20 protein-coding genes are annotated in these 26,476 nt (G+C 73.0%); 13 read left to right on the top strand and 7 right to left on the bottom strand.

The window, feature by feature from the left end; translation table 11 throughout:
* The first annotated feature begins 199 nt into the window (after positions 1 to 199).
* The 4 genes from ABT127_RS19985 (at position 200) to ABT127_RS19970 (ending at position 3,396) form a co-directional block, all read left to right on the top strand.
* Complete coding sequence (locus ABT127_RS19985) at positions 200 to 1,414, top strand: NAD(P)-dependent malic enzyme (RefSeq protein WP_351451541.1); 1,215 nt, start codon at positions 200 to 202, stop codon at positions 1,412 to 1,414.
* Between the two features lie 135 nt (positions 1,415 to 1,549).
* Positions 1,550 to 2,512, top strand: a complete 963-nt coding sequence (locus tag ABT127_RS19980; RefSeq protein ID WP_351451538.1) for a zinc-binding dehydrogenase — start codon at positions 1,550 to 1,552, stop codon at positions 2,510 to 2,512.
* Positions 2,513 to 2,623: 111 nt separating this feature from the next.
* Positions 2,624 to 2,833 carry a helix-turn-helix domain-containing protein gene (locus ABT127_RS19975; RefSeq protein WP_351451537.1) on the top strand — a complete coding sequence of 70 codons (210 nt, stop codon included), beginning with the start codon at positions 2,624 to 2,626 and terminating at the stop codon, positions 2,831 to 2,833.
* Positions 2,833 to 3,396: a Clp protease N-terminal domain-containing protein gene (locus tag ABT127_RS19970; protein ID WP_351451758.1), complete on the top strand. Its 564-nt coding sequence runs from the start codon at positions 2,833 to 2,835 to the stop codon at positions 3,394 to 3,396. The genes ABT127_RS19975 and ABT127_RS19970 overlap by 1 nt, the downstream gene beginning before the upstream one ends.
* Before the next feature lie 94 nt (positions 3,397 to 3,490).
* On the opposite strand, the gene ABT127_RS19965 is transcribed toward ABT127_RS19970, so the two are convergent.
* Both ABT127_RS19965 and ABT127_RS19960 read right to left on the bottom strand, forming a co-directional pair.
* Complete coding sequence (locus ABT127_RS19965) at positions 3,491 to 4,576, bottom strand: PadR family transcriptional regulator (protein ID WP_351451535.1); 1,086 nt, start codon at positions 4,574 to 4,576, stop codon at positions 3,491 to 3,493.
* A gap of 1 nt (position 4,577) precedes the next feature.
* Entirely contained in the window at positions 4,578 to 5,453 is an 876-nt protein-coding gene (locus ABT127_RS19960; RefSeq protein WP_351451532.1) for a DUF4097 family beta strand repeat-containing protein, read from the bottom strand.
* A gap of 165 nt (positions 5,454 to 5,618) precedes the next feature.
* Here ABT127_RS19960 and ABT127_RS19955 point away from each other — a divergent pair, with 165 nt between their 5' ends.
* Positions 5,619 to 6,434 carry a hypothetical protein gene (locus ABT127_RS19955; protein WP_351451529.1) on the top strand — a complete coding sequence of 272 codons (816 nt, stop codon included), beginning with the start codon at positions 5,619 to 5,621 and terminating at the stop codon, positions 6,432 to 6,434.
* Between the two features lie 23 nt (positions 6,435 to 6,457).
* On the opposite strand, the gene ABT127_RS19950 is transcribed toward ABT127_RS19955, so the two are convergent.
* Positions 6,458 to 6,643: a DUF6104 family protein gene (locus tag ABT127_RS19950; protein WP_007266501.1), complete on the bottom strand. Its 186-nt coding sequence runs from the start codon at positions 6,641 to 6,643 to the stop codon at positions 6,458 to 6,460.
* A 221-nt stretch (positions 6,644 to 6,864) separates the two neighbouring features.
* Between ABT127_RS19950 and ABT127_RS19945 the strand changes: the two genes are divergently transcribed.
* The 8 genes from ABT127_RS19945 (at position 6,865) to fxsT (ending at position 19,608) form a co-directional block, all read left to right on the top strand.
* Positions 6,865 to 7,275, top strand: coding sequence for a CU044_2847 family protein (locus ABT127_RS19945; RefSeq protein ID WP_351451526.1), 411 nt, complete (start codon positions 6,865 to 6,867; stop codon positions 7,273 to 7,275).
* Positions 7,275 to 9,371: a VMAP-C domain-containing protein gene (locus ABT127_RS19940; RefSeq protein WP_351451523.1), complete on the top strand. Its 2,097-nt coding sequence runs from the start codon at positions 7,275 to 7,277 to the stop codon at positions 9,369 to 9,371. The genes ABT127_RS19945 and ABT127_RS19940 overlap by 1 nt, the downstream gene beginning before the upstream one ends.
* A complete protein-coding gene (locus ABT127_RS19935) occupies positions 9,371 to 10,375 on the top strand; it encodes an AAA family ATPase (protein WP_351451521.1) in 1,005 nt (334 codons plus the stop codon). Before ABT127_RS19940 ends, ABT127_RS19935 begins: the two co-directional genes overlap by 1 nt.
* A 4-nt stretch (positions 10,376 to 10,379) precedes the next feature.
* Positions 10,380 to 13,664 carry an SAV_2336 N-terminal domain-related protein gene (locus ABT127_RS19930; protein WP_351451519.1) on the top strand — a complete coding sequence of 1,095 codons (3,285 nt, stop codon included), beginning with the start codon at positions 10,380 to 10,382 and terminating at the stop codon, positions 13,662 to 13,664.
* A 73-nt stretch (positions 13,665 to 13,737) separates the two neighbouring features.
* The gene (locus ABT127_RS19925) at positions 13,738 to 13,962 is read left to right on the top strand and encodes an FxSxx-COOH-like cyclophane-containing RiPP peptide (RefSeq protein WP_351451516.1); all 225 of its coding nucleotides are present in this window, start codon (positions 13,738 to 13,740) and stop codon (positions 13,960 to 13,962) included.
* A gap of 71 nt (positions 13,963 to 14,033) precedes the next feature.
* Entirely contained in the window at positions 14,034 to 15,293 is a 1,260-nt protein-coding gene (locus tag ABT127_RS19920; protein WP_351451513.1) for an FxsB family cyclophane-forming radical SAM/SPASM peptide maturase, read from the top strand.
* Complete coding sequence (locus ABT127_RS19915) at positions 15,287 to 16,609, top strand: aKG-HExxH-type peptide beta-hydroxylase (RefSeq protein ID WP_351451510.1); 1,323 nt, start codon at positions 15,287 to 15,289, stop codon at positions 16,607 to 16,609. Before ABT127_RS19920 ends, ABT127_RS19915 begins: the two co-directional genes overlap by 7 nt.
* Positions 16,606 to 19,608 carry an FxSxx-COOH system tetratricopeptide repeat protein gene (fxsT, locus tag ABT127_RS19910; protein WP_351451508.1) on the top strand — a complete coding sequence of 1,001 codons (3,003 nt, stop codon included), beginning with the start codon at positions 16,606 to 16,608 and terminating at the stop codon, positions 19,606 to 19,608. Before ABT127_RS19915 ends, fxsT begins: the two co-directional genes overlap by 4 nt.
* Positions 19,609 to 19,676: 68 nt before the next feature.
* Here the strand turns inward: fxsT and ABT127_RS19905 are convergent, their stop codons facing one another.
* The 4 genes from ABT127_RS19905 to ABT127_RS19890 form a co-directional block, all read right to left on the bottom strand.
* Entirely contained in the window at positions 19,677 to 23,468 is a 3,792-nt protein-coding gene (locus ABT127_RS19905; protein WP_351451505.1) for a multifunctional oxoglutarate decarboxylase/oxoglutarate dehydrogenase thiamine pyrophosphate-binding subunit/dihydrolipoyllysine-residue succinyltransferase subunit, read from the bottom strand.
* 240 nt (positions 23,469 to 23,708) lie between these two features.
* The gene (locus tag ABT127_RS19900) at positions 23,709 to 24,857 is read right to left on the bottom strand and encodes a HAMP domain-containing sensor histidine kinase (RefSeq protein ID WP_351451502.1); all 1,149 of its coding nucleotides are present in this window, start codon (positions 24,855 to 24,857) and stop codon (positions 23,709 to 23,711) included.
* Positions 24,854 to 25,591: a response regulator transcription factor gene (locus ABT127_RS19895; RefSeq protein WP_351451499.1), complete on the bottom strand. Its 738-nt coding sequence runs from the start codon at positions 25,589 to 25,591 to the stop codon at positions 24,854 to 24,856. The genes ABT127_RS19900 and ABT127_RS19895 overlap by 4 nt, the downstream gene beginning before the upstream one ends.
* Before the next feature lie 93 nt (positions 25,592 to 25,684).
* A complete protein-coding gene (locus tag ABT127_RS19890; RefSeq protein WP_351451497.1) occupies positions 25,685 to 26,371 on the bottom strand; it encodes a spermidine synthase family protein in 687 nt (228 codons plus the stop codon).
* Between the last annotated feature and the right edge of the window lie 105 nt (positions 26,372 to 26,476).

Raw genomic sequence — 26,476 nt, 5'->3', positions numbered from 1 at the left:
CGGCACGGTCCGTCGGGTAAGAAGGTTCTTTACACCCCTCATCCGGGGCTCAGGGCGCGCGTGCGGCGCGTCCGTCGTGTACGTACCCGCGAAGCCGGCCACAAACGGGCCCGGCTGGGACGTACGCGGTGCCCGCCCGCTCCTCAACCAGGGGCGGACCCACCCTCAACGAAGCAATAAGACTTAAGGGGTCAGACAAGTGGCAGCGGAGATCGTCAATCCTCGCAGCGACGCGAATACCGGCAACGAAGGCGCTGACGAGCCCTTCGATCCGGCCTTCGCACTGCACCGTGGCGGCAAGATGGCCGTGCAGGCCACCGTGCCGGTCCGCGACAAGGACGACCTGTCCCTGGCGTACACGCCCGGCGTCGCGAAGGTGTGCAGCGCGATCGCCGAGCGGCCGGAGCTCGTCCACGACTACACGTGGAAGTCGAGCGTCGTGGCCGTCGTGACGGACGGTACGGCCGTGCTCGGACTCGGGGACATCGGCCCCGAGGCCTCCCTCCCGGTGATGGAGGGCAAGGCCATTCTCTTCAAGCAGTTCGGCGGCGTGGACGCGGTGCCGATCGCGCTCGCGACGACGGACGTCGACGAGATCGTGGACACCGTGGTGCGCCTCGCGCCGTCCTTCGGCGGCGTGAACCTCGAGGACATCTCGGCGCCGCGGTGCTTCGAGATCGAGCGCAGGCTCCAGGAGAACCTGGACATCCCGGTCTTCCACGACGACCAGCACGGCACCGCCGTCGTGACGCTGGCCGCGCTGAAGAACGCGGCCCGGCTCAGCGGGCGCACGCTCGGCGAGCTGCGCGGAGTGATCAGCGGCGCCGGTGCGGCGGGCGTCGCCATCGCCAAGTTCCTCATCGAGGCGGGCCTCGGCGACGTCGCGGTCACCGACCGCAAGGGCATCGTCAGCCGGGACCGCGAGGACCTCACGGCGGTCAAGCGCGAGCTGGCCGAGATCACCAACAAGGCCGGTCTGTCCGGTTCGCTGGAGGACGCCCTCGCGGGCGCCGACGTCTACATCGGCGTCTCCGGCGGCACGGTCCCCGAGCAGGCGGTCGCCTCCATGGCGCCGGGTGCCTTCGTCTTCGCGATGGCCAACCCGAACCCCGAGGTGCACCCCGACGTCGCCCACAAGTACGCGGCCGTGGTCGCGACCGGGCGCTCGGACTTCCCGAACCAGATCAACAACGTCCTGGCGTTCCCCGGCATCTTCGCGGGCGCGCTCCAGGTCCGGGCCTCCCGGATCACCGAGACGATGAAGATCGCCGCCGCGGAGGCGCTGGCCGCCGTGGTCGGGGACGACCTGTCGGCCGAGTACGTGATTCCGTCGCCGTTCGACGAGCGGGTGGCGCCTGCCGTCACCGCCGCCGTCGCCGCCGCGGCGCGGGCCGAGGGCGTCGCCCGGCGCTGAGCCGTCGCGTGTCCGCCACGGGTCGAGGCCCCGCTCCGGCGGGGCCTTTTCCGTTGCCGGGCCCGCTGGCTAGAGGACGTGTGTCACAGGCGGGGATGGTTCCCCGCGCGTGGCACCGGCCCTATCGTCAAGGTCATGTTCGCCGCCTACGCAGCCCGCATCGACCGTGATCAGCCGCTGAACGGCCTGGAACTGGGGGAGCGGCCCGCCCCCGAGAACCGGCCCGGCTGGACCACCGTGAACGTCAAGGCCGCCTCCCTCAACCATCACGATCTGTGGTCCCTGCGCGGGGTCGGTCTCGGCGAGGAGTCGCTGCCGATGATCCTCGGCTGCGACGCCGCCGGGATCGACAGCGACGGCAACGAGGTCGTCCTGCACTCCGTCATCGGCGAGACCGGCCACGGTGTCGGGCCGCGCGAGCGCCGCTCCATCCTCACGGAGAAGTACCAGGGCACCTTCGCCGAACAGGTCACCGTGCCCGTGTGGAACGTGCTGCCCAAGCCCAAGGAGCTCTCCTTCGAGGAGGCCGCCTGTCTGCCCACCGCCTGGCTGACCGCGTACCGGATGCTGTTCACCAACGCCGGGGTGCGGCCCGGTGACTCGGTGCTCGTGCAGGGCGCGGGCGGCGGTGTCGCGACCGCCGCGATCGCCCTCGGCAAGGCCGCCGGGCTGCGGGTCTTCGCCACCAGCCGGGACGAGGCCAAGCGCAAGCGGGCCCTGGAACTGGGCGCGGTCGAGGCCGTGGAGTCCGGGGCGCGGCTGCCGCAGCGGGTGGACGCCGTGATCGAGACGGTGGGCGCCGCGACCTGGTCGCACTCGGTCAAGTCCCTGAAGCCGGGCGGCACCCTGGTCATCTCCGGTGCCACCAGCGGCCCCAACCCGCCCGCCGCCGAACTGAACCGCATCTTCTTCCTGGAGCTCAAGGTCGTCGGCTCGACGATGGGTTCCAAGGACGAGCTGGAGGACCTGCTCTCCTTCTGCGCCGCCACCGGTGTGCGGCCGGTCGTCGACGAGGTGCTGCCCCTGGACCGGGCCCGCGAAGGGTTCGTGAAGATGGCCGGCGGCGACCTGTTCGGAAAGGTCGTGCTCAGCGTCTGAGCAGTGGGCGTACGAGGTCGAAGGGCGTCCCGGGTCTCCGGGGCGCCCTTTCTGCCGCCCCGCGTGTCAATTCTGGTTGACATCGACTCGCTGTCAACCTAAATTGACATCATGACCGAGGCAACGGATCTCGCCGAGCAGGCGGGCGCCCGCGATCCGCGGGTCGGATTGCGGGCGGTCGCCGCGCTGCGGCGGCTGCTTGAGCAGCTGGAAGCGGTACAGGTGCGCAGTGCGCGCCATCAGGGCTGGTCGTGGCAGGACATCGCGGCCGAGCTGGGAGTCAGCCGACAAGCCGTGCACAAGAAGTACGGGAGGCGATGATGTTCGAACGGTTCACCGAGGCGGCCAGGGCCGTCGTCAAGGAAGCGGTCGTCCACGCGGAGCGTGAGCGGGCCGAGCAGGTCGACGAGGGGCATCTGCTGCTCGCCCTGCTGGAGCGCCGCGGCAGCCGGGGAGCCTTCGTGCTGGACGCGCTCGGGCTCGCCGACGAGGCGCGCCGCGCAGAGATCGGGCGGGCGATCGGGGTCGCCCGGCGCCGGGCGGGGCTCTCCCGGGCCGACACCGAGGCGCTCGCCGGGCTGGGGATCGACGTGGACGAGATCGTCGCCCGGGTCGAAGAGGCCCACGGGGTCGGGGCGTTGGCCGGTGGGCGGCGCGTCGGCGGGCGGCGGTCCTTCACGCGCGAGGCCAAGAAGGTGCTGGAAGGGTCCTTGCGGGTCGCGGTACAGCACGGGGACCGGTCCATCGGTGACGAGCATCTGCTGCTCGCCCTGGTGTCCCGGACCGGTGGTACCGCCTCCGAGGTGCTGGAGGGGTACGGGGTGAATGCGGTGGGCGTGGAGCGGGTGCTGTACGGGGGTGACGCGGGGCGGGCTGCCGGGTGACTGTGCCCAGGGGCCCGCGCCGTGGCTGCCCAGGGGATTGAGCGGGGCCCGCGCCGTGGCTGAGGTCGCGGGGCTCCGCCCCGGGCCCCGCTCCTCAATCGCCGGAGGGGCTTGATCGGGGATCCGTCCCCCGGTCGTCAGAGGTGCTCGACTTCCGCTCCGGCGCCAAAGTCGCCGCGATGTGCGCGGCCGCGTCCGACAAATGATCCCGGGTCAGGCGGAGCTGATCCTCCGTGACGCCGTGGTCGCGAGCCCTGTCGCGGATGTCGTCGCGGAAGCGGTCCAGGAGGCGGTCCAGGTCGCGGGTCGGGTCGCCGGTGGACTCCTCCGTGGCCCAGGACGGGACGTACTCGGCCGGGGCCGCGTCCGACGCGGGGCGGAACTCGGGCTCGGGCGCCGGCTGCGTGCGTGCGGTGTCCTTGCCGAAGCTCTTGCCGAACTCGCCGAACTCCTTAGCCAGTTCGGCCAGGCCCTCGCGGACGCCCGTCGGCCAGTCGCCGCGCGTGAAGTGGTCCTGCACCTGGTCCTGGACGCGCCGGGCCATGCGCTGGAACTCCTCCTGCGCCTGCTCCCGCACCTGGTCCTGCGCCTCCTTGGCCTGGCGGCGCGCCCGCTGGGCCTCCTCGCGGGCCCGGCGGCTCTCGTCCTTCGCGCGCCGGGCCTGCTCCTTCCACTCCTGCTTGGCCCGGCGCATCTCCTCCTTGGCGGCCCGCCAGGAGTCCTTGTCCGTGAGGTCCTTGAGGTCGCCCAGATCGCCGAGGTCGCCCAGCTTGCCGAAGGGGTTGCTCCGGGCGCGGGTGCCGGCCGCGGCGGCCCGCACCTCGCGGCGCAGCTCGCCCGCCGCGCCCCGGACGTCGTCGCGGATCTCGGCGGCCAGCTCGGCGACCGACTCGCGGATCTCCAGCTCCAGATCGGCCAGCTCACCGCTGCGGTCCGCCAGTTCGGCGCGGCCCGCGTCGGTGATCGCGTACACCTTGCGGCCGCCCTCGGTGGTGTGCGTGACCAGGCCCTCGCTCTCCAGCTTCGCCAGGCGCGGATAGACCGTGCCTGCCGACGGCGCGTAGAGCCCCTGGAAGCGCTCCTCGAGGAGCCGGATCACCTCATAGCCGTGCCGCGGGGCCTCGTCGAGCAGCTTGAGGAGGTAGAGCCGAAGGCGGCCGTGGGCGAAGACGGGAGACATGTCAGAGCACCTTCTTCTCGGCGGGGCTGTCCTGCGCGGCGTCGTGCGGCTCCATGTCCAGCGGGTCGTCCTCGCCCGGCGGCCTGCGCAGCAGCGCGATCGAGCCGGACACCGTCGTCGCCCGCAACTTCCCCGAACCCGCGCCGAGCCGGCCGGCGATCTTGTGCGCGCCCCACTGGCCGGAGACCCGCAGCCCGTCGAAGGCGTTCGACACCGCTCCGCTCGCCGTGTTCGCCTCGACCTCGGTGTCCGCCGGGTGCGGGATGCGGATGGCGATCTCGCCGGAGACGCTGGTGAGCGCCACGTCCGTGGGGCCCGCCGGGTCCAGGTCCACGATCATCGAACCGCTCACGGTGTCCGCCTTCACGAAGGACCCCGAGCCCTCGACGACGGTCAGGTCCCCCGAGACCGAATTGAACCGGAGGTCGCCGGTGACCGCCTGAGCCTCGACGCTGCCGGAGACCGTGCTGGTGCGGACCGGACCGGTGACGCCCACCAGGGTCGTGTCCCCGGTGACACCCTTCACCTCCGTACGCCCCGCCATGCCGGAGACGACGGCGGCCGCGCCGACCACGCCGACCTCGACCCGGGTCCCCGTGGGGACCGCGAGCGTGACGACCGCGCTGCGCCGGAAGCCCTTGCGGTCGAGCCACTTCAGGAAGCCCTTCCAGGGCAGGTCGTCGTAGACGACGGAGAGCACGCCGCTCTCCTGGGTCACCCGCAGCGGCGGTCCCTCCAGGTCCGAGACCTCCAGGCGGGCGGAACCCTCGTCGGTGCCCACCACGTTGACCGTGCCGTTGACGATGCGGACGTGCAGGGTCGTGACCGGATCGTCGAAGGCGAGCTTCTGCGGTTCCGCGACGGACCACTCGGACATGGTGCGACCTCCTCCGGGGTGAACGCGCCATATCGCATCCCCTGAGAAACACGATATATCGCGGATGGGGAAAGTCAAGACTGTCGCGAACGTCCGTTCCGCGGCCTGGCCCGCGAGGGTGGTCATTTGTGGTCCGATCCGGGCAAATTGGCCTAGCGTGGGGCCATGCCGTCCCCCGAACCCGCCGGTGCCCTGCTTCTCTGCCGCGCCGAACCCGCCGTCGTCGGACCCGCCGCGCAGCTCCTGCGCGAGCGGATGGTGCTGGCCCGGGCCGGACGCGAGTGGAGCGTCCTCGTGCCCGAGGCGAAGCCCTGGCTGACCGACGGGGAGTCCGTCGAGCAGGTGCTCGGCGGCTGGGCCGGGGCGCTCGCCGTGGGTGCGCCCTGGCCGGTGCTCGCGCTCTGGTGGGACGCGGACCGCGGCGGCTTCACGCTCGCCTCCGGCTTCCGCCGCCCGGTCGGCTACGTCTGGCTGGCCGACGGGACCCCGGTCGGCGAGCACGAGGCCCTGCGCACCTTCGCCGCCCGCCTCGGCCTCGACCCGGTGCTCGACATGCAGTCCCTGGAAACCCTCGCCCTGCCCGACTCCGAGGCCGATGCCCGGGCCCGGCTGCGCGGACTGCTCGCCGTCCTCACCCGCACCGGGCTCACCCTGCCCGCCGGGCTGAGCCCCGGTGAGCCCGCCGACCGGCTGCGCGAGGTCGCCCGCGTCCAGCCGGACGGGGAGCAGGTCGACTGGCCGGGCTGGCGGGACGCCGTGCACGCCGAACTCGACGTCGTCGAGAGCAGCAGCATCGGGCCCTGGCTGCGCGGCCCCAAGGCTCGCTGCCTGGCCGCCGCCCAGCTCGCCGCCGGTGTGCCGCTCGCCCTCTACGGTCTGCGCCGGCGCAGTGCCGGCTGGATCACCGCGGGGGCCGTCCTGCTCGCCCACGGTGCGCTGGGATTCGCGTACGACAAGGTGCGCGCGGCTCGCGGCGACTGAGGGTCCGCGCCGGGCGCGGCGGCCTACTCGTCGTCCTCGTCCTCGTCGTCCAGCCGTGCCAGCCAGGTCGCCAGACGCTCCACCGGAACCTCGAAGTCGGGGTTCAGGTCGACGAAGGTCCGCAGCTGTTCGGCGAGCCACTCGAAGGTGACCTCCTCCTCGCCGCGCCGCTTCTCCAGCTCTTCGATGCCACGGTCGGTGAAGTACAAGATCTGCTCCGTGCGGATGACGAGATGACTGATTGACGGTGATTCCTGGCCAGGATAGGCCGACCCTGGCGGGAGGCTCGCCCCGAGGTCGTTCCCGGCGTTAGCCTGGTGAGTCAACTCTTCGATGTCCAGGCGGAGTTGGCGGTGCGTTGCGGCAGTCGGGGGGCGGGGGCGCGGTGACACAGGACACGTCGCGGGACGGTGTGACAGGGCGGGACGACGTGGTGCGTGTGCAGGTCGGGGGCAGACCCGTCCTGCTGCGGACGGCCGACGTGGGCGCGCTGGTGCCCACCCAGAGCGGATACGCCGACGCGGGACGGGTGACCGACCGGGTGGCCCGGGGCGTCGAGGGGCTCGACGACCTCATCCGGGGGGTCGGCACCGCGATGCGGCAGGCCGCCGCCGCTGTCCGGCCCGACGAGGTGACCGTCTCCTTCGGCGTCGAGCTCGCCGTCAAACCCGGCGCGGTCGTCTCGCTGCTCGCCGCGAGCGAGGCCAAGGCGGCCCTGACCGTGACGCTCGCCTGGCGGACCGGCGAGGACGCACCGGCCGACCCCGATCCGGCGCAGCCTCCGGCCCCCGGCACCGGCACTCCCTCCAGCCCCTCGTCCACCCCCGGCGCGGGCTCGTAGTGCCGGACAACGGCATACCCGACGGCTCCACCGGGCGCGAGGAAGAGGCGGCGCGCGCCTTCACGGTCTTCGCGAGCTCCATGCTGGCCGCATGTGTACGCGTCCACGCCGTCCGGACCGGGTATGCAGCAACAGGACACGGCGCGGCCGGCACGAGGGACGGCACGCGCGGGAAGCACGACGCGTACGACACCTGGGGCAGCGGCTTCTTCGTGGCCCCCGGCTGGGTTCTGACCTGCGCCCATGTGGTCGTGAAGGGGCTGCGGGGCACGGGGGGAGCGGGGAAGGAGGGTGCCGTCGTGGGCCAGGAGGTCGGCGTCACCTTCACCGACTCGGGCGGCGCCGAGGGCGTCGCCGTCGCCGTCGTCGACTGGGTCGCCCCGCAGGAGCCGCCCGACGACCACGGACAGGTGTGGCCCGCCCCCGACATGGCGCTGCTGCGGCTGCGCGACCCGGTCTCGCACGACTGCGTCTGGGTCGGGGACCGGCCCCGGCCCGGACTGCGGGACGTCGCGTACTACGGGTGCACCGACGAGTTCGGGGAGCGCGAGATCACCGGCCGGATGGCCCGGCTCTCCGGGGAAGCGGGACACGGCGCGTTCGTCCGGCTCAACCTCCAGGACGAGGTGGAACCCGGCATGTCCGGCGGACCCGTCCTCGACCTGCGGACCGGCGCGGTCGTGGGTCTGGTCAAGGCGAGCAGACCCGGCCGGCCCGGCGGGCTCACCGTCGCCGTCACCCAGCTCCGCCACAGCCCGTACTACGTCCAGGTCGTCCACGCCCACGACCGCTGGCACCTGGACCGGCTGCGGGACGGCAGCGGACGCATCCCGGCCTGGGCCTATCTGCGGCGCAAGTGCCAGGTGAACGACGGCATCGACCCCGTACACCGCACGACCCTGCTGGGGCTGCTCGCCGAGTTCGCCCCGCCGGTCCGCGCGGACCGGGTCACCGAGCTGGCGCTGGACGCCCGTGGCGACCGGTTCGAGTCGGCGTTCGGTCCGGCCGCGCTGACCTGGCGCGACGGGCTCGGCCTGCTGTACGAGCCGCCGGAGCGGCACGCGACCGCCGCCGCGCTGCACTACGTCGCCGCGGTGGCCGCCGACGGGGACGTGAGCCTGCCGCCGGACGTCGAGACCGAGCTGTGGCGGGTGGTCTTCGAGCAGGCGGTGTGGCACGACGCGCGGGTCCACGCCCAGATCCGCGTGCGCTACGACGACCTCCAGCTGCGCCGCGCGAGCCGCCGAGGCGCCCCGCCCGTCCGCAGGCCCGCGCCGGACGGCCGCGGCCCGGCCGTCACCACCGGACCGACCGCGCTGCTCGAACTGTGGCGGGACGCGTGGGAAGGCACGTACAGCTGGCGCGTGGGCGTCCTGTACGCACGGGGCCGCGCCGAACCCACCGTCTCCGGCACCAGCGGCGACGAGGAACAGCTCGAACGGGACGTGCGGGGGCCGCTGCTGGCCGTCTTCCGCAGCATCGACCGCGGCACCGACGACCCGGTCAGACTCGAAGTGGCCGCCGCGCCCGAGCTGTTCACCCTGCCCGTCGAGGAATGGTCCGTCGACGGCGACGAGCCGCTCGGCGTACAGCGCCCGGTCGTCTTCCGGCACCAGAGCGTACGGCCGCACGGGGAGCGGGGCGCCGCACGCGAGCGGGAGCGGTGGGCACGGCTGTGCGCGGAGCCCTTCGTCACCGAGCGGATCGACTGCGCGGACGGCCGCCCGCGCACCGTCGACCCGGCCTGGCTCGACGCGCTCGCCGACCACACCGTGCCCGTGTACTGCCGGACGGCCGACGCCGAACCGACCCTCGGCGCCCTGCACGCCGCCCGGCGCGCCGGGCACCCGGTCGCCCTGGGCCGAAGACCCGGCCCCGTGGGGACGGACGGAGCCTGTGCCGACTTCCACCGCGGGGTGCGCGAGGGGCTCGGCGCCGTCCGCGTGGCGCAGCTCCCGTACGAGCTGAAACGGCTGCGCGGCGAGGTCCGCGACCGCGACTACGACTCCTTCTGGGCCCTCGGCATCGGCCTGGTCCTGGACGACCCCGCACACCCTCTGCCCGGCGACGACGAGGCCCTCTACGGGGAGATCTGATGAACGACTGGCTCATCTACCGCGGCGTAGGCGTCCCGCACGACGGCATCGAGCGGCTGCCCGACCCGCCGCCGTGGCGCGATTTCGACGGTACGGTCCCCGCCGCCGAAGCCGCGCGGACACCCCCCGACCCCGGCACCGAGCGGCGCCTCGGCCGGGTCGCGCGCGAACAGCTCACCGACGCCCCGGACGCCGAACAACTGGACGTGGTCAACGCGGCCCTGTACCTACGCCGTCCGCTCCTCGTCACCGGCCGCCCCGGCACCGGCAAGTCGACCCTCGCGCACGCCGTGGCCCACGAACTGAAGCTCGGCCGCGTCCTGCGCTGGCCCGTCGTCTCCCGTACGACACTCCAGGACGGCCTGTACCGCTACGACGCGCTCGCCCGCCTCCAGGACGTCCAGGTCGCCGCCAACGCGGGCCGCCCCGAGGAGGTCCCCGGCATCGGCGACTACATACGGCTCGGGCCGCTCGGCACGGCGCTGCTGCCCGGCGCGCGCCCGCGCGTGCTGCTCATCGACGAGCTCGACAAGAGCGACATCGACCTGCCCAACGACCTGCTGAACGTCCTGGAGGAGGGCGAGTTCGCCATCCCCGAGCTGGAGCGGGCCGCCGACCGGCAGCCCGAGGTCGAGGTGCTGACCGACGACGGCCGCAAGGTCACCGTGCGCGGCGGCCGCGTCGCCTGCCACGCCTTCCCCTTCACCGTCCTCACCAGCAACGGGGAACGCGACTTCCCCGCCGCCCTGCTGCGCCGCTGCATCCACCTCGAACTCGCCCCGCCCGACGAGAAGCGGCTCAGCGCCATGGTCAAGGCGCACCTCGGCGCGGAGGCGGCCGAGCGCGGCGCCGAACTGATCCGCGAGTTCCTCGTCCGCTCCCAGCACGAGGTCATCGCCGCGGACCAGCTCCTCAACGCCATCTACCTCACCCACTACGCCACACCGCCCACCCGGGAGAACCTCGCCGACCTGCTCGTCCAGCGGCTCGACCGCGCGAGGTGACCCGGTGAGCGCGCCGCGGGACCCCATCGCCCGCCTGGCGGGAATGCTGCGTACCGCCGGGCTCGCGCCGACCCCCGAGGAGGTGGCCGACGCGCTCTGGCTCGGCGAGCACCTCACCGCACGCGACGACCCGGCCCCCGCGCCGCCCCGGCCGTCCGACGGCGAACCGCCCGCACCGGACGCGGACCCGGACCCGGCGCCGGCCGCGGACGGACCCGCGCCACCGGCCCGGCCCGGCGAGGGCGACGGCGGCGCGGCACCCGCCCGGTTCGACCGGCTCGGCCTGTACGCCCGCGCCACCCGCCCCGCCCACGGCGACCGGCGCCGGGTCGCGGGCGCCGGACCCGAGGGACTGCCGGTCCGCGTCGCCCTGCCCGCCGCCCTGCCCCGGGTCCTGGAGATCCAGCGCGCGCTGCGCCCGTTGCAGCGGCTGCGCCCGCCCGGCACGCGCCGCCGCACCGTGCTCGACGAGGCGGCCACCGCCGACGCCAGCGCCCGCGCGATGGGGCTCACGGTGCCGGTGCTGCGGCCCGTCGACCGCCGCGAGGCCACCCTGCACCTGGTGCTCGACGCGTCGCCCTCCATGGTCGTGTGGCACGAACTCTTCGACGAGCTGCGCGGGGTGTGCGAACGGCTCGGCGCGTTCCGCGACATCCAGGCCCACTATCTGCACGGGCTGCCCGACGGCACCCCGGCCCTCGGCGCCGGACCCGACCCGCGCGGTGCCGCCCACCCCACCGACCGGCTGCGCGACCCGACCGGCCGGTCCGTCACGATCATGGTCAGCGACTGTGCCGGACAGCTGTGGCGGCGCGGCCTGGCCCAGCGGCTGCTGCACCGCTGGGCCGAGTGCGCCCCGGTCGCCGTGCTCCAGCCGCTGCCCCACCGCATGTGGCGCCGCACCCACCTGCCCGCCGAGCCCGGATTCCTGCACCGCGGCGAGGGGCCCGGCGCGCCCCTGCGGTTCCAGCCGCGCGCGCAGCCCGTGGGCGGGGCCGGCGGCCGGTCCGTGCCGCTGCTGCCGCCCAGCGCGTCCGCGCTCTCCGCCTGGGCGCGGCTGCTCGCCGGTCTCGGCGCCCGCCCGGTGCCCGCCGAGACCGGCCGGGTGCACGCCGACCACCCGGCGACCCCGCCGCCCGCGTCGGCGCCGCGGCGCACCCCGGAGGAGCTGGTCAGCCGGTTCCGCTCGGTGGCCTCGCCGGACGCGATGCGGCTGGCCGTCTACCTCTCCGCCGCGCCGCTGATCCTGCCCGTCATGCGGCTCGTCCAGCGCACGATGCTGCCCGACTCGGGCCCCGCCGAACTCGCCGAGGTGCTGCTGAGCGGACTGCTGCGGCGCACCACCGAGACGCCCTCCGAGCCGGCCGGACCCACGGCCCGCGGCTTCGACACCCAGGGCGAGAGCTATGCGTTCGTCCCCGGAGTACGGGACGTGCTGCTCGGCCCGATCACCCGCGACGACGCCCTGCTCGTCCAGAAACACTGCTCGGACTACGTGGAGCAGCGCTTCGGCCGCCGCGCCCGCGCCTTCCTCGCGCTGGCCATCGCCCAGATCGACCGCGACCGCCCGCCCGGCGACCCGGCCGTACCACCCGCGGGGCAGGACACCGACGCCGCCGACGACAACGGCCGGGCCGGAGCCGTGCTGCCGCTCGCCTTCGCCGAGGTGTCCGCCGCCGTCGTCCGCCGCTTCATGGACCCGCCCGTACCGCCGCCGGGTCCGGCACCGACGGTCCCCGGCGACGCCTTCCACGACCAGGCCGTCCGCACCGCGCGCATCCTGCTCGCCGACCACGAGCGCGACGGCAACCAGAGCGGTCTGCACTCGGCCGCCGCGCTGCTGCGCCGCGTCCTGGCCGCCGACCCCACCCACGAGGACGCCGGGTTCGAACTCGGCCGGGTGCTGCTGCGGCTGTGGAGCGTGACCCACGAACCGCGCCTGCTCGACGAGGCCGACGCGGCGATGCGCTCCGCCGCCGCCGTCCCCGGCATGATCCGGGCCCGCGCCGTGCTCGGACAGGTCCTCTACGAGCGGGCGCTGGCCGCGCCCGGCGGACTCGACCCGGCGCTGCTCGTCGCCGCGGAACAGGAGTTCGCCACCGTCTGCCTCGCCGAGGGAGTCGAGTACGAACTCGGCCTGGACTGCGCGGTGCGGCGGGCCCGGATCCTGCTGCGCCTGCACCGGCTCGACCCGGACGAGGCCCATCTGCGCGACGCCCGCGCCGCCCTGGAGGAGTTCGAGCGGCGCGAACCGTCCGGCAAACCCGACCCCGGACTCCACCTCGCGCTCGGACAGGTGCTGCTCGCCCTCGCCGAGAGCACCGGCGACGCAGCCGACGCGGGCCAGGCGGCACGCCAACTCACGGCGGGGCTCGCCGCGTTGGGCACCCGGGCGGCGCCCGTACGGCGGGCCAGGGCCCGGCTCGACCTCGCCCGCGCCCTGCGCCACGTGCCCGGCGCACTCGACCGGGCCCTCGGCGAACTGGCCACCGCGCTCGACGAGGCCGACGACGACCAGCGGCTGCGCCTCGACATCCTGCTCTGCACCGGACGCGTCCGCCGGGCCCGCTACGACCTGCGGCGGGACCAGGCCGACCTGGCCGCCGCCGACGAGGCCTACGCGGCGGCCCGCCGGCTGACCGGCCGTGACGGCAACGACTACGCGTCCCTGCTGCCCGAATGGGCCGACACCCTCCTGGAGCGGGCCCGCGTCGCGAGCGGCGCCGGCCGCGCCGTGCACGTGCACACCGCCGTACAGGTGCTGCGCGAGGCCAGGACCGCGCTGCCCCGGGACGACGCCCGGGTCCCCGAGCGGCTGCTCGCCCTCGCGGCGGGCCTGCGGCTGCGCCACAGCCTGGAGCGCGACGCGGTCGACCTCAGGGAGGCCGAGTACCTGCTCGCCCAGGCCGCCCGGTCCGCGGGCGACCCGCTGGCGGCGGCCCGCGCCTGGGCCGAGCACGGCGACGTCCAGCGCGAACTCCACCGCGTCACCGCGGACTTCGGCTGGCTGGAGCACGCCGCCGACTCGTACCGCAAGGGCTGGCGGGCCGCGCTCACGGTGTCCGGCGGACCCGGCCGCACCCTGGCGCTGCGGCACGCGGCCCGCATCCAGCAACTGCGCGCGGAGGTGCTGGAGGCGATGGGGCGGCCGAGGGGCGCGCTGGAGGCGTACCGGTCGGCGCTCGAACTGTGCGAGGAGGCCGCGACGGGTGAGGACGGCGAGGGCGGAACGGGACCGCCCGACCCCGCCGTGCTGCGGGCCCGGATCGAGGCGCTCGCGGGGAGCTGAGCGGCGGCCCGCACCGTTTTCCGGCGCGGGCCCGCGGGAAAGTCCACGGGACACGGAATAAGGAGCCGAACTGATGAAGGACCCGAACGACGCGGCGACGGTCGCACCGGACCACACCGCGGCGCCCGCCGACTGCGCGGGCCGGCTCGTCGATCTCAGAGGGTTCGACCTGGCCGAACTGCGCGACCTCGACCACCCGGTGCTCGCCGAGGTGATCGACGACCTGCTCGCCCGCATCGTCGACCCGGTCTCGGTCCTGGCCGAATACACCCAGAGCATCTTCGACGGCCGGCACTGACACCGCACCGTACCTTCAGCGGATTTCGCACCAGGCCCTTGGGGAGAGGGCAGGACGGGGAGGGGACATCCATGGAGGCCACGTACCACGGCCCACAGGCCGGCCACCGTTCCCGTGCCGTGCACGCCCGGCACGCGGCCTGGCCGTACACCCGGCTCGACGTGCCGGCCCTGCGCGCCGCCGGACACCGGCCCACGCCCGTGCGGCAGTTCGTCCTCAAGGTCAACAGCCGGTGCAACCTCGCCTGCACCTACTGCTACGTCTACGAGATGGCGGACACCGGCTGGACCGCGCAGCCCGTCACGATGAGCGCCGGGGTGCGCACGCTCGCCGCCCGGCGGATCGCCGAGCACGCCGCCGCCCACCGGCTCGACCGCGTCGACCTCGTCCTGCACGGCGGAGAGCCGCTGCTCACCCCGGTCGCCGACCTCACCTCGCTGGTCCGGGAGACCAGATCCGCCCTGCCTCCGTACTGCACCCTCACCGCCGCCGTGCAGACCAACGCCACCCGGCTCACCGACGACCGCCTCGACGCGCTCGCCGCCGAGGGCATCCGGGTCGGCGTCAGCCTCGACGGCGGCGATCAGGAGCACAACTCCCTCCGGGTGTACCGGACATCGCACCGGCCCTCCTGGCCGCGGGTGAGCCGCGGCCTCGAACTCCTGCGACGGCGGCCGGAGTCGTACGCCGGACTGCTCTGCGTCGTCGACGTCGAGCAGGACCCCGTCGACACCTACCGGTCCCTCTTACGGTTCGCGCCGCCCGCCCTCGACCTGCTGCTCCCGCTCGCCCACTGGTCCAGCCCGCCACCCGGCGCCCGGGACGGCGCGCACGTCTACGGCGACTGGCTGACCGCCGTCTTCGACGAGTGGTTCGAGGAGGGCCGCAGGGCCACCCGCGTCCGGCTCTTCGAAGAGGTCATCGCCCTGCTGCTCGGCCTGCCCACCGGCACCGAGGCGCTCGGCATCGCCCCCGCCGCGACGGCCGTCGTCGAGACCGACGGCACCCTCGAACTCACCGACGCCCTCAAGTCCGCCTACGACGGCGCCGCCGTCACCGGACTCGACCTCACCCGCCACACCTTCGACGACCTCCTCGACCACCCCGGCTTCGCCGCCCGCCAGCTGGGCCTCGACGGACTCGCCGACCAGTGCCGCCGGTGCGAACTGCTCACCGTGTGCGGCGGCGGGCACTACGCCCACCGGTTCCGCGAGGGCACCGGCTTCCGCCACCCGTCCGTCTACTGCGCCGACCTGATGGCGCTCATCCGGCACATCGCCGCCCGGCTGCGCACCCTCGCCCCGGCCGGGCCGCGGGAGACGCCGTGCTGACCGCCGCCGTCGCCCGGCGGCTCAGCGTGCCGCTGCCCGCGCTGCGCCTGCTCGGCAGCGGCGGCCACGACGCGGCCACCGGCGCCCTGCTGCGCGCCGCGGAACACAGCAAACGGATGCTGCTGCTCGCCCTGCTGCGCACCCGGCTCACCGACGGCGCCGCCGTCGAACAGTGGGCGCTGATCGAGGCCGCCCAGCGGGCCGCGCCCGAACCGGTCCGCGAGGTGCTGCTCCACCCGACCGTCGGCACCTGGGCCGAGGAGACCCTGCGCCGCCTCGCGGATCCGCGCTCCGCTCTCCCGGCCGACACCGCCCGGCTCGGCGCGCTCGCGGCGGCCGCCGCACTGCGCGCGGGAATCCCCTTCACGCTCACCGTGCACAGCCCGGGCCGGCTCCTGTCGCTGCCCTCACTGGGCGCGCTGCGCCGCCCCGCGCCCGGCCCGGTCCGCCTCGACGACACCGGATGGCCCGGCGGCCCCGACGCGGCCGCCCTGACCCTGCACCGGCTCGGACCCGCGGGCCCGCTCCTGGACGACCTCGACCCCTACCGGGTGCCGCCCCCCACCGACCGCACCAGGGCCGCCCGCCGCCTCGGCCCGCAGGGCAGGGCCCAGTGGGACGCGCGCTTCGGCGCCGCACGGGAGGTGCTGCGCCGGATCGACGACCGCCGCGATCGCGAGGTCGGCGAACTCCTGCGCTGCGTCGTCCCGCTGGCCCGCACCTCCCGCTCGGCGAGCGCCACCGCCCCGGCCGCGCACAGCGCCGTCCTGGTGCGCCCGTGCCCGCCCCTGCACCTCGCCGCCGCCCTGGTGCACGAGGTGCAGCACGGCAAACTCGCCGCACTCAGCGACCTCGTACAACTCCACACCGCCGACACCGCGGCCCGGCACTGGGCACCCTGGCGCCCCGACCCGCGGCCGTTCGACGGCCTGCTGCACGGGACCTACGCGCACCTCGCCCTGGCCGACCTCTGGCAGCGCGCCGCCCTCGCCGGAATGCCCGGCGCCTGGCCGCGGCACGCCCGCTACCGGGCCCAGGTCGCCGCCGTGCTGCCCGAGGTCGAGCGGGCCCCCGAACTCACCCGCGCCGGAGGCGAGTTCGTCGCCGCGATGGCCGCGACCGAGCGGGCCATGGGCGAGCATCCGCCCAGCGCCGGCCTGTGGCGGGAGGCGCGCCTGGCCGTCCGGGCGGCCGCGCCGACCCGGGGAGCGGGACCGGACCTCATGCACGCGAGCCAGGAGCCGATACAGGAGAGGAGCGCCGCGCGTCGGGCGGCGCGTCTCGTCAAGGACGCCGATCAGGAGAGGCCCCAGTGAGCGCCAGGCCAGCGACACACACGCAGGACGGCACAGGTGACCAGCGCTTCACGGTCAGCTATGTCGGATTCGACGGGCCCTGGGCCCGCTGGATCCAGCACCGTCTGGAGGAACAGGGACACCAGGTCTCCCTGCGGTCCCTCAACCCCCAGGCGGCGGGCAGCCTCACCGAGGCCCTCGCCGACCTCGCCCGGAGCGACAGCAGGATCGTCATGGTGCTCAGCGACCGCTACTTCAGCCGCGGCGGCCACAGCCACCAGGAGTGGAACGAGGCCCTGTCCACGGTCCTCGAACGCCACCCGGGGCGCTATGCCGGCATCTCGCTGAGCAGCGGCGACACCCCCGGCGCCACCGTCGCCCTGGAACCGGTCGAACTGTGGGGGATCGACGCGCGCGAGGCCGAGTTCCGGGTGCTGCGCCGGCTCGGCCTGCCCACCGACCGGATCGGCCACAGCTCCGGCCGGCGCGGACCGCGCTTCCCCAACGACCCGCCCGAGGTCTGGGGCGGCGTCCCGCGCCGCAACCCCCGCTTCACCGGCCGCATCGAAGTCATCACCGAGCTGCGCGAGAAGCTCACCGAGGCCCCGTCCGGCGCCAAGATCGTCACGCTGCTCGGCATGTCCGGCATCGGCAAGACCCAGATCGCCGCCGAGTACGCCTACCGGTACGCCTCCGAGTACGACGTGGTCTGGTGGGTGCCCGCGGAGGGCCGCGCCGGACTGCGCGAGCGACTGTCCGAGCTGGCGCCCGCCTTCCAGCTCGGCGTCGACGCCACCAGCTACGGCGAGCGGATCCGCACCGCCCTCGAAGCGCTGCGCCGCGGCACCCCGTACAGCAAGTGGCTGATCGTCTTCGACGGCTGCGACGATCCCGACATCCTCACCGACCTGCTGCCCAGCGGCGCCGGCGACGTCCTCATCACCTCCCGCAACCGGGACTGGGCCAGCCGCCACACCCAGCTCGTCGAGGTGCCCGTCTACACCCGCCGCGAGTCGATCATCTTCGTCCAGCGCCGCGCCGTGCGCCTGGACCGCACCGAGGCCGGACAACTCGCCGAGGCCCTCGGTGACTTCCCGCTCGCCCTGGACCAGACGGCCGGCTGGCTCGCCAACTCGCCGATGACCGTGAGCCAGTACGTGGACCTGCTCGGCCGGCGCCTCGACTCGCCGGACACGCTGACCGTCTCCGAGCAGTACCCGACGCCCTTCCCGCAGTCCATCGCGATACTCCTCAACAACATCCGCGACGAGTACCCCGACGCCCGCGCCCTGCTGCGGCTCTGCGTCTTCTTCGCCCCCGGCCGCGTCCCGCTGAAGCTGCTGCGCGAGATGCCCGCCGGCGACCTGCCCGAGGAGTACTCGGGCCTGATGACCGACCGCGTCCGCTGGAACGCCGCCCTCAACCGGCTCGTCCAGTACTCCATCGCGGGCCTGGAGTACTCCGAGCAGCCGGTCGACGCGGGCGGCGGCATGGAGACCGTCCAACTGCACAACATGGTCTACCAGGTGGTGCGCCAGTACGTGTCCGACAAGGACACCGAGCACCTGTCACGGGCGGTGCGCCGCGTCCTCGCCCAGGCCGACCCCGGCGCCCCCGCGGAACCCCGCAACTGGCCCCGCTACGCCGAACTCATCCCGCACCTGGAGCCGTCCGGCGCCCTGCACTCCACCAACCCGGCGATCCAGAACTTCGTCCTGAGCTGCCTGCGCTACCTCAACTACGCGGGCGAGTACCGCACCTGCCTCGCCCTGTGCGAGAAGACCGAGGAGAACTGGCGCGACACCCTCGGCGAACGCCACGCCCACGTCAGGGAACTCGGCTACGTCTACGGCAACACCCTGCGCATGCTGGGCGAGTTCCGCAAGGCCGAGCAGCTCAGCCGCACCATGGTCGAGCAGCTCACCGACGAGCGCGGCGACCGGGACCTGGAGACCCTGCGGGCCATGAGCATGCTCGGCTCCGTGCTGCTGCGCACCGCCAAGTACGACCGCGCCCACGCACTCTTCGAGCACTGTTGGAACGTCTACCGCGCGCTGCTCGGCGAGGACGACGCCACCAGCCTCGACGCCCAGAACAACCTGGCCGTCGTGATGCGCCTCCTCGGCCGCTACGGCGAGGCGTACGACCTGGACCTCGACACCCTGCGCCGCCGCGAGCGCGTGCTGCGCCCCCGGCACCTCAGCATCCTCGGCTCCGGCATCTCCTGCGCCCGCGGGCTGCGCCTGATGGGCAAGTACAAGGAGGCGCTGTCCCGCCAGGAGCAGAGCCTGCGCCTCAACCAGGCCATGCTCGGCGAGAGCCACCCGCTCACCCTGCTCGCCGAGCACAACCTCGCCCTGTGCCGGCGCCGCGGCGGCGACCTCACCGAGGCGGGACAGGCACTGCGCGACGTGTACGAACGCAGCAGCCGGGTCTTCGGCGCCGACTACCCGGCGACCCTGATGATCGCCTCCGACTACGCGTCCTACCTGCGCGAGTACGGCAACCTCGACGAGGCCCGCACCCGTACCGAGGACGCCGTCGGCATCTATCTGCGGCAACTGGGCCCCGCCCACCCCTACTACTTGGGGACCCTGTCCAACCTCGGACTCGTGATGCGCGCACAGGGCGCCCGCGAGGAGGCCCGCAGCCTGTGCGAGCAGGCCCTGGTGGGCATGGAGCAGGCGCTCGGCAACCTGCACCCGTGGACCCTGGGCTGCGCGATGAACGCCTCGGGGAGCCGGAACTTCATCGGCCGGTACGAGGACGCGCTGTCCCTGTCCCGCACCACGCTCGACGGCGCCCGCCCGGTGCTCGGCGACGACCATCCGCTGACCCTGTCCGCCGGCATCGCCGTCGCCTACGACCTGCGGTCCCTGCAGCGCGACGAGGAAGCAGGGCCGCTGGAGGACGAGGCGCTGCGCAGGCTGTCCCACACGCTGGGCGCCCAGCACATCCACACCGTGTCCGCCCGCGAACGGGTGCGCCCCTACTGGGAGTTCGAGCCCCAGCCCGCCTAGCGCAGGCATGCGGAAGGGCCCGGCACCCCCGAGGGTGCCGGGCCCTTCCGCGCGCTGGATCCGGGGCCCTACGCCTCGAACACCTCACGCACCAGCTGCTCCTGCTCGGCCTGGTGGCGCTTGGCCGAGCCGACCGCCGGCGACGAGGAGTGCGGCCGCGAGATGCGGCGCAGGCGCTCGCCGTGCGGGATGTCGGCGCCGACCGCCAGGTCCAGGTGGTCGATCAGGTTGAGCGCGATGAACGGCCACGCACCCTGGTTCGCCGGCTCCTCCTGCGCCCAGATGTACTTCTCGGCGTTCGGGAACTTGCTGATCTCCGCCTGGAGTTCGGCACCCGGCAGCGGGTACAGGCGCTCGACGCGGATGATCGCGGTGTCGGTGTTCCCGCTCTTCTTCCGCTCGGCCTCCAGGTCGTAGTACAGCTTGCCCGCCACGAAGACGACCTTGCGGACCGCGTTCGCGTCCACCGTCTCGTCGCCGATGACCGGACGGAAGCCGCCCGACGTGAACTCCTCCACCTTCGACGCGGCGGCCTTGAGGCGCAGCATCGACTTCGGGGTGAAGACCACCAGCGGCTTGTGGTGCGGGTTGTGCACCTGCCACCGCAGGAGGTGGAAGTAGTTCGACGGGAGCGTGGGCATCGCGACCGTCATGTTGTTCTGCGCGCAGAGCTGGAGGAAGCGCTCGACGCGGGCCGAGGAGTGGTCCGGGCCCTGGCCCTCGTAGCCGTGCGGCAGGAGCAGGGTGACGCCGGACGTCTGGCCCCACTTCTGCTCGGCGGCCGAGATGTACTCGTCGACGACCGTCTGCGCGCCGTTGACGAAGTCACCGAACTGGGCTTCCCACATCACCAGGGACTCGGGACGCGCCAGCGAGTAGCCGTACTCGAAGCCCATGACCGCGTACTCGGAGAGCAGCGAGTCGTAGACGTTGTAGCGGGCCTGCTCGGGCGACAGGTAGAGCAGCGGGGTGTAGTCCTCGCCGGTCTCCCGGTCGATCAGCACCGCGTGGCGCTGGCCGAAGGTGCCGCGGCGCGAGTCCTGGCCGGACAGGCGGACCGGGGTGCCCTCCAGGAGGAGGGAGCCGAGGGCGAGGGTCTCGCCCATGCCCCAGTCGATCGTCCCGTCCTCGATCATCGACGCGCGGCGCTGCAGCTGCGGCAGCAGACGCGGGTGGACCGTGATGTTGTCCGGGATGTTGACCTGGGACTCGGCGATGCGCTTGACGACCTCCTGGGAGATCGCGGTCTGCACCGGCACCGGGAACTCGGCCTGCGGCTGCGGGGAGACGTCCTCGCCCGCGCTCGCGACGGCCTCGCGGACCTCGGTGAAGACCTTCTCCAGCTGGCCCTGGAAGTCCTGGAGCGCCTGCTCCGCCTCTTCGAGGGTGATGTCGCCGCGACCGATGAGGGACTCGGTGTAGAGCTTGCGCACCGAGCGCTTCTTGTCGATCAGGTCGTACATCAGCGGCTGCGTGAACGCCGGGTTGTCCGACTCGTTGTGACCGCGGCGGCGGTAGCAGATGAGGTCGATCACGACGTCCTTGTTGAACGCCTGACGGAACTCGAACGCGAGACGCGCGACGCGGACGACGGCCTCGGGGTCGTCGCCGTTCACGTGGAAGATCGGCGCCTCGATCATGCGGGCCACGTCGGTGGCGTACATGGAGGAGCGCGACGACTCCGGGGCGGCGGTGAAGCCGACCTGGTTGTTGATGACGATGTGGACCGTGCCGCCCGTGCGGTAGCCGCGCAGCTGCGACATGTTCAGCGTCTCGGCCACGACGCCCTGGCCCGCGAAGGCCGCGTCACCGTGCAGGGCGACCGGCAGGACCGTGAAGTCCGTGCCGCCCTTGTTGATGATGTCCTGCTTGGCGCGGACGATGCCCTCGATGACCGGGTCGACCGTCTCCAGGTGGGACGGGTTGGCGGCCAGCGAGACCTTGATCTGCTCGCCGTCCAGGCCGGTGAAGGTGCCCTCGGCGCCCAGGTGGTACTTCACGTCGCCGGAGCCGTGCATCGACTTCGGGTCGAGGTTGCCCTCGAACTCGCGGAAGATCTGCGCGTACGACTTGCCGACGATGTTCGCCAGGACGTTCAGGCGGCCGCGGTGGGCCATGCCGATGACGACCTCGTCGAGGCGGGCCTCGGCGGCGGAGTCGATGACCGCGTCGAGCAGCGGGACGACGGACTCGCCGCCCTCCAGGGAGAAGCGCTTCTGGCCGACGAACTTCGTCTGCAGGAACGTCTCGAACGCCTCGGCCGAGTTCAGGCGGCGCAGGATCCGCAGCTGCTCCTCGCGCTCCGGCTTGGAGTGCGGGCGCTCGACGCGGTCCTGGATCCACTTGCGCTGCTTCGGGTCCTGGATGTGCATGAACTCGATGCCGACCGTGCGGACGTACGAGTCACGGAGCACGCCGAGGATGTCGCGGAGCTTCATCATCGACTTGCCGGCGAAGCCGCCGACGGCGAACTCGCGCTCCAGGTCCCACAGCGTCAGCCCGTGCTCGTTGATGTCGAGGTCGGGGTGCTTGCGCTGGCGGTACTCCAGCGGGTCGGTGTCGGCCATGACGTGGCCGCGGACCCGGTAGGAGTGGATCAGCTCGAAGACGCGGGCGGCCTTCGTGACGTCGTCGTCGTGGCTGGCGTCGATGTCCTTGAGCCAGCGGACCGGCTCGTAGGGGATGCGCAGGGCCTTGAAGATGTCGTCGTAGAACTCGTTCTCCCCGAGGAGGAGGTTCGCGACGATGCGCAGGAACTCGCCGGAGGCGGCGCCCTGGATGACCCGGTGGTCGTAGGTCGACGTGAGCGTCATGACCTTCGAGATGCCGAGCTTGTTCAGGGTGTCCTGGGAGGTGCCCTGGAACTCCGCCGGGTAGTCCATCGAGCCGACGCCCATGATGACCGACTGTCCGGGCATCAGACGCGGGACCGAGTGCACGGTGCCGAGGCCGCCGGGGTTGGTCAGGGAGACCGTGACACCGGTGAAGTCGTCCATGCCGAGCTTGCCGTCACGGGCGCGGCGGACGATGTCCTCGTAGGCCTGCCAGAACTCGAAGAAGTTCAGCGTCTCGGCCTTCTTGATGCCCGCGACGACCAGCTGGCGGTCGCCGTTGGGCTTCACGAGGTCGATCGCGAGGCCGAAGTTGATGTGCTCCGGCTTGACCAGCGTCGGCTTGCCGTCCTTCTGGGCGAAGGAGTAGTTCATCGACGGCATGGCCTTGATGGCCTGCACCATCGCGTACCCGATGAGGTGCGTGAAGGAGATCTTCCCGCCGCGGGCGCGCTTGAGGTGGTTGTTGATGACGATGCGGTTGTCGAACAGCAGCTTCACCGGGACGGCGCGCACGGACGTGGCCGTGGGGACCTCGATGGAAGCGTTCATGTTCTTCGCGACGGCGGCGGCGGGACCGCGCAGCGTCACGAGCTCGGGGCCGGCAGGGGCCTCGGTCGTCACTTGTTCAGCCTTCTTCGGTGCGGGTGCAGGTGCGGGTGTTGCGGGGGCGGCCTTCGCAGGCGCGGCGGGCGCGGCGGCAGTCTGTGCGGGAGCTGCGGCTGCGGGCTTCGCGGCGGGCGCGGCGGGGGCCTGGGCGGCGGGCGCCGGAGCGGCGGCCGGGGCCGGAGGCTTCTGGGCCGGCTGCGCTGCAGGCTCAGTCGGCGCAGCCCCCGCGGCTGCGGCACCGGGCTTGTAGTCGGCGAAGAAGTCCCACCAGGCTCGGTCAACCGAATTCGGGTCCTGGAGGTACTGCTGATAGATCTCGTCGACGAGCCACTCATTGGGACCGAAGGCAGCCGCAGGGTTTCTGCCCTGCCCGGCTTGGTCGGTCTCGGTGGTCGAGTTACTGGGGGACTGTGGCGACACGGCGTGAACCGCCCTCTTCCGCTTCTCACAAGGTGATGGACAGCGGGAATAAAGGCTACGCCTCCATCGGCGGGACGTGCAGACCGGGCCGGTGATCCGTCGCGTAAGTCACACTGGAAGTCGTGTTTCGGGCCGGGAAATGGCGGGAAACAACCGGGGTTCCGCATGCGCGGATCGCGCGCCCGGCACATCCGGGTACGCCAGGGCGTGGCTTGACCACCGCCTGACCGAAACCCTACGTCAACTTTGCGGTCGGGGCTCTCCCGGAAGAGTGACCTTGATCCGGCAGCCCCGCTCGGATTCGGCCACCCCGATCCGGCCGCCGTGCAGGTCCACCGCCCAGCGTGCGATGGCCAGGCCGAGGCCGGTGCCGCCGTCGCCCTTGCCGCTCGACCCGTGGTCCTTGGTGCCGCGGTTGAACCGCTCGAAGACCCGGTGCCACTCGGACTTCGGGATGCCGGGACCCTCGTCCTGCACCTCGATCTCCAGCGACTCCGGGTACAGGCCGCGCCGGGCCCGCACCGTGACCCGGCCGTGCGGCGGGGAGTGCTTGACGGCGTTGTCGATGAGATTCGCCACTACCTGGTGGATGCGCTCGGGGTCGGCGTGCGCGGTCAGCTCCGGCGGCGACACGTCGAGGTGGAGATGGACGTCCGTCCGCGTATGGGTACCGGACCCGGAGGCGATGCCGGCGCGCTGCGAGACGGCCATGTTGGCCTCCTTGAGCACGCCCGACAGGTAGGGCCAGACCTCGAAGCGGCGCGTCTTGAGCGGGACGACGCCGTTGTCCAGCCGGGACAGGTCGAGCAGCGTCTCGACGAGCCGGCCCAGCCGCTCCGTCTGTTTCAGCGCCGTGCGCATGGTCTCGGGGTCGGCGGACATCACGCCGTCCACCACGTTCTCGAGAACGGCGCGCAGGCCCGCGATGGGGGTGCGCAGCTCGTGCGAGACGTTCGCCACGAGCTCCTTGCGCTGGTGGTCCTGGGCGGCCAGCTCGTCGGCCATGCGGTTGATGGTGACGGCGAGGTCGCCCAGCTCGTCGCGGCGGTCCGCGCCGCGCACGCGCCGCGTGTAGTCGCCGTTGGAGATCGAGCGGGCCACGGTGTTCATCTCGTCGAGCGGTGCGGTCAGCGAGTGCGCGACGAACTGCGTGATCAGCAGGGTGGCGATGATCGAGAACACCGTGATGAAGCGCAGCTCGGTCGCCGTGTACATCGCGACCATGAGCAGGCCCGTGGTGATGAAGACCGAGATGACGACGAGGGTGCCGAGCTTCGCCTTGATGGAGAAGGGGCGCAGCCCGCCGGTCGCCCAGTACGGGTTCAGCGGTGGCTTGAGCGCCTTGGGCCGGTCCGGCCGGCTGTGCTGTGCCCGGTCCCCGACGCTCATGGGGTCGGCGTCTCCAGCGCGTAGCCGACGCCGTGCACGGTGCGGATGCGCTCGGCACCGATCTTCCGCCGCAGGGCCTTGATGTGGCTGTCGACGGTCCGGGTGCCCGAGGCGTCCGCCCAGTCCCAGACCTCGGCGAGCAGCTGCTCGCGCGAGAGGACGGCCCGCGGGGTGTTCGCCAGGCACACCAGGAGGTCGAACTCGGTGGGCGTGAGGTGCACGTCCTCGTTCCGGACCCGGACCCGGCGCTGCGCGTGGTCGATCTCCAGCTCGCCGAGCCGGAGGATGCCGCTGCGCGGCGTCGAGGCGGCGACGGCCGCGCGCTCCACCCGGCGCAGCAGGACGTGCACCCGGGCCGCCAGCTCCCGCATCGAGAACGGCTTGGTCATGTAGTCGTCGGCGCCCACGCCGAGCCCGACGAGCATGTCGGTCTCGTCGTCGCGCGCGGTCAGCATCAGCACCGGCACCGGCCGCTGGGCCTGCACCCGGCGGCACACTTCCAGGCCGTCGAAGCCCGGCAGCATGATGTCGAGGATCAGCAGGTCGGGCTGCCAGGCCTCGGCCGTGTCCACGGCGGCCGGACCGTCCTGGGCGGTTTGCACCAGGAATCCCTCCGCGCGCAGCCGGGCGGCGATGGCGTCCACGATCGTGGGGTCGTCCTCGACGACGAGGACTCGTCGTTGAGCCCCCGTCGTCGCCGTGCTGCCGTTGTGGGAGGTGTGTGTCTGCTCCATCGCCCCGCCCCTGAATGCACGCCTTCGTGGCGCGCTTGACGCTTGAATGATCGGGTTTCGGGCCTCAGCGTACGGGGAGTTACCGCCGGTCGGCTACGCGCCCCGTACTGCGAGGTGCACCACGTCGGGTACGCCTCGGACAACCGGGATCTCTTCGGTGCGGACCCGTCGGAATCCGGCATTCCGCAAGGTTCCTTCGAAATTTGCGGACGGCTGTGCGGACCAGACGGCGAGCGCACCGCCGGGGTGGAGGCGGGCGGCGCAGGCGGCGAGACCGGCCGGGGAGTAGAGGCCGCCGTTGTCCTCGGTGACGGTCCAGTCCGGGCCGTTGTCGATGTCGAGGCAGAGGGCGTCGTAGGCGGCGGGGCCGGTGCTCAGGTGGTCGACGAGGTCGGCCTCGACGATCTCGGTCCGGGGGTCCGCGAGTGCCTCGGCCGACAGCCGTGCGAGCGGGCCGCGCACGTGCCAGTCGATGACGGCCGGCTCGCGCTCGACGACGGTGATCCGGCCCCAGCGCGGGTTCGCGGCGGCGTGCGCCAGGGAGAAGCCGACGCCGAGGCCGCCGATCAGCACGGCGGGCCGCTCGCGGCCGGGGTCCAGTTCGCCGAGGGCCGCGTCGACGAGCAGCCGCTCGGAGCGGCCGTCGGAGGTGTCCATGAGGAAGGTGCCGTTGGCGATGATCTGGAGCAGATCGCCGTGCCGGCGCAGCACCACCTCGCCGTGGGGACCCTCGCGGCGGTCCAGGACGACAGGGGCCTCTTCCGGGTGCGCGACGCTCATGCGGACCATCTTGGCGGATAGGGGTTTGGCGCGTCGGGGGTTCGGTTGCGGACGCGGCCGGGGCCTGTGAGGTTGCTGTGCATCGCGTCTCACGTGGCGTCCGTC

This window comes from Streptomyces sp. NPDC001904, assembly GCF_040297005.1.
Lineage (GTDB): Bacteria > Actinomycetota > Actinomycetes > Streptomycetales > Streptomycetaceae > Streptomyces.
The sequence above is the reverse complement of the archived record's forward strand: the minus strand, read 5'-3'. Positions and strand labels throughout refer to the sequence as shown.

Bases quoted from the DNA above. Each gene is read 5' to 3' on its own strand.
- ABT127_RS19980 (WP_351451538.1), top strand. From the start codon at position 1,550: ATGTTCGCCGCCTACGCAGCCCGCATCGACCGTGATCAGCCGCTGAAC.
- ABT127_RS19975 (WP_351451537.1), top strand. From the start codon at position 2,624: ATGACCGAGGCAACGGATCTCGCCGAGCAGGCGGGCGCCCGCGATCCG.
- ABT127_RS19970 (WP_351451758.1), top strand. From the start codon at position 2,833: ATGTTCGAACGGTTCACCGAGGCGGCCAGGGCCGTCGTCAAGGAAGCG.
- ABT127_RS19965 (WP_351451535.1), bottom strand. From the start codon at position 4,576: ATGTCTCCCGTCTTCGCCCACGGCCGCCTTCGGCTCTACCTCCTCAAG.
- ABT127_RS19960 (WP_351451532.1), bottom strand. From the start codon at position 5,453: ATGTCCGAGTGGTCCGTCGCGGAACCGCAGAAGCTCGCCTTCGACGAT.
- ABT127_RS19955 (WP_351451529.1), top strand. From the start codon at position 5,619: ATGCCGTCCCCCGAACCCGCCGGTGCCCTGCTTCTCTGCCGCGCCGAA.
- ABT127_RS19935 (WP_351451521.1), top strand. From the start codon at position 9,371: ATGAACGACTGGCTCATCTACCGCGGCGTAGGCGTCCCGCACGACGGC.
- ABT127_RS19925 (WP_351451516.1), top strand. From the start codon at position 13,738: ATGAAGGACCCGAACGACGCGGCGACGGTCGCACCGGACCACACCGCG.
- ABT127_RS19920 (WP_351451513.1), top strand. From the start codon at position 14,034: ATGGAGGCCACGTACCACGGCCCACAGGCCGGCCACCGTTCCCGTGCC.
- ABT127_RS19900 (WP_351451502.1), bottom strand. From the start codon at position 24,857: ATGAGCGTCGGGGACCGGGCACAGCACAGCCGGCCGGACCGGCCCAAG.
- ABT127_RS19895 (WP_351451499.1), bottom strand. From the start codon at position 25,591: ATGGAGCAGACACACACCTCCCACAACGGCAGCACGGCGACGACGGGG.
- ABT127_RS19890 (WP_351451497.1), bottom strand. From the start codon at position 26,371: ATGAGCGTCGCGCACCCGGAAGAGGCCCCTGTCGTCCTGGACCGCCGC.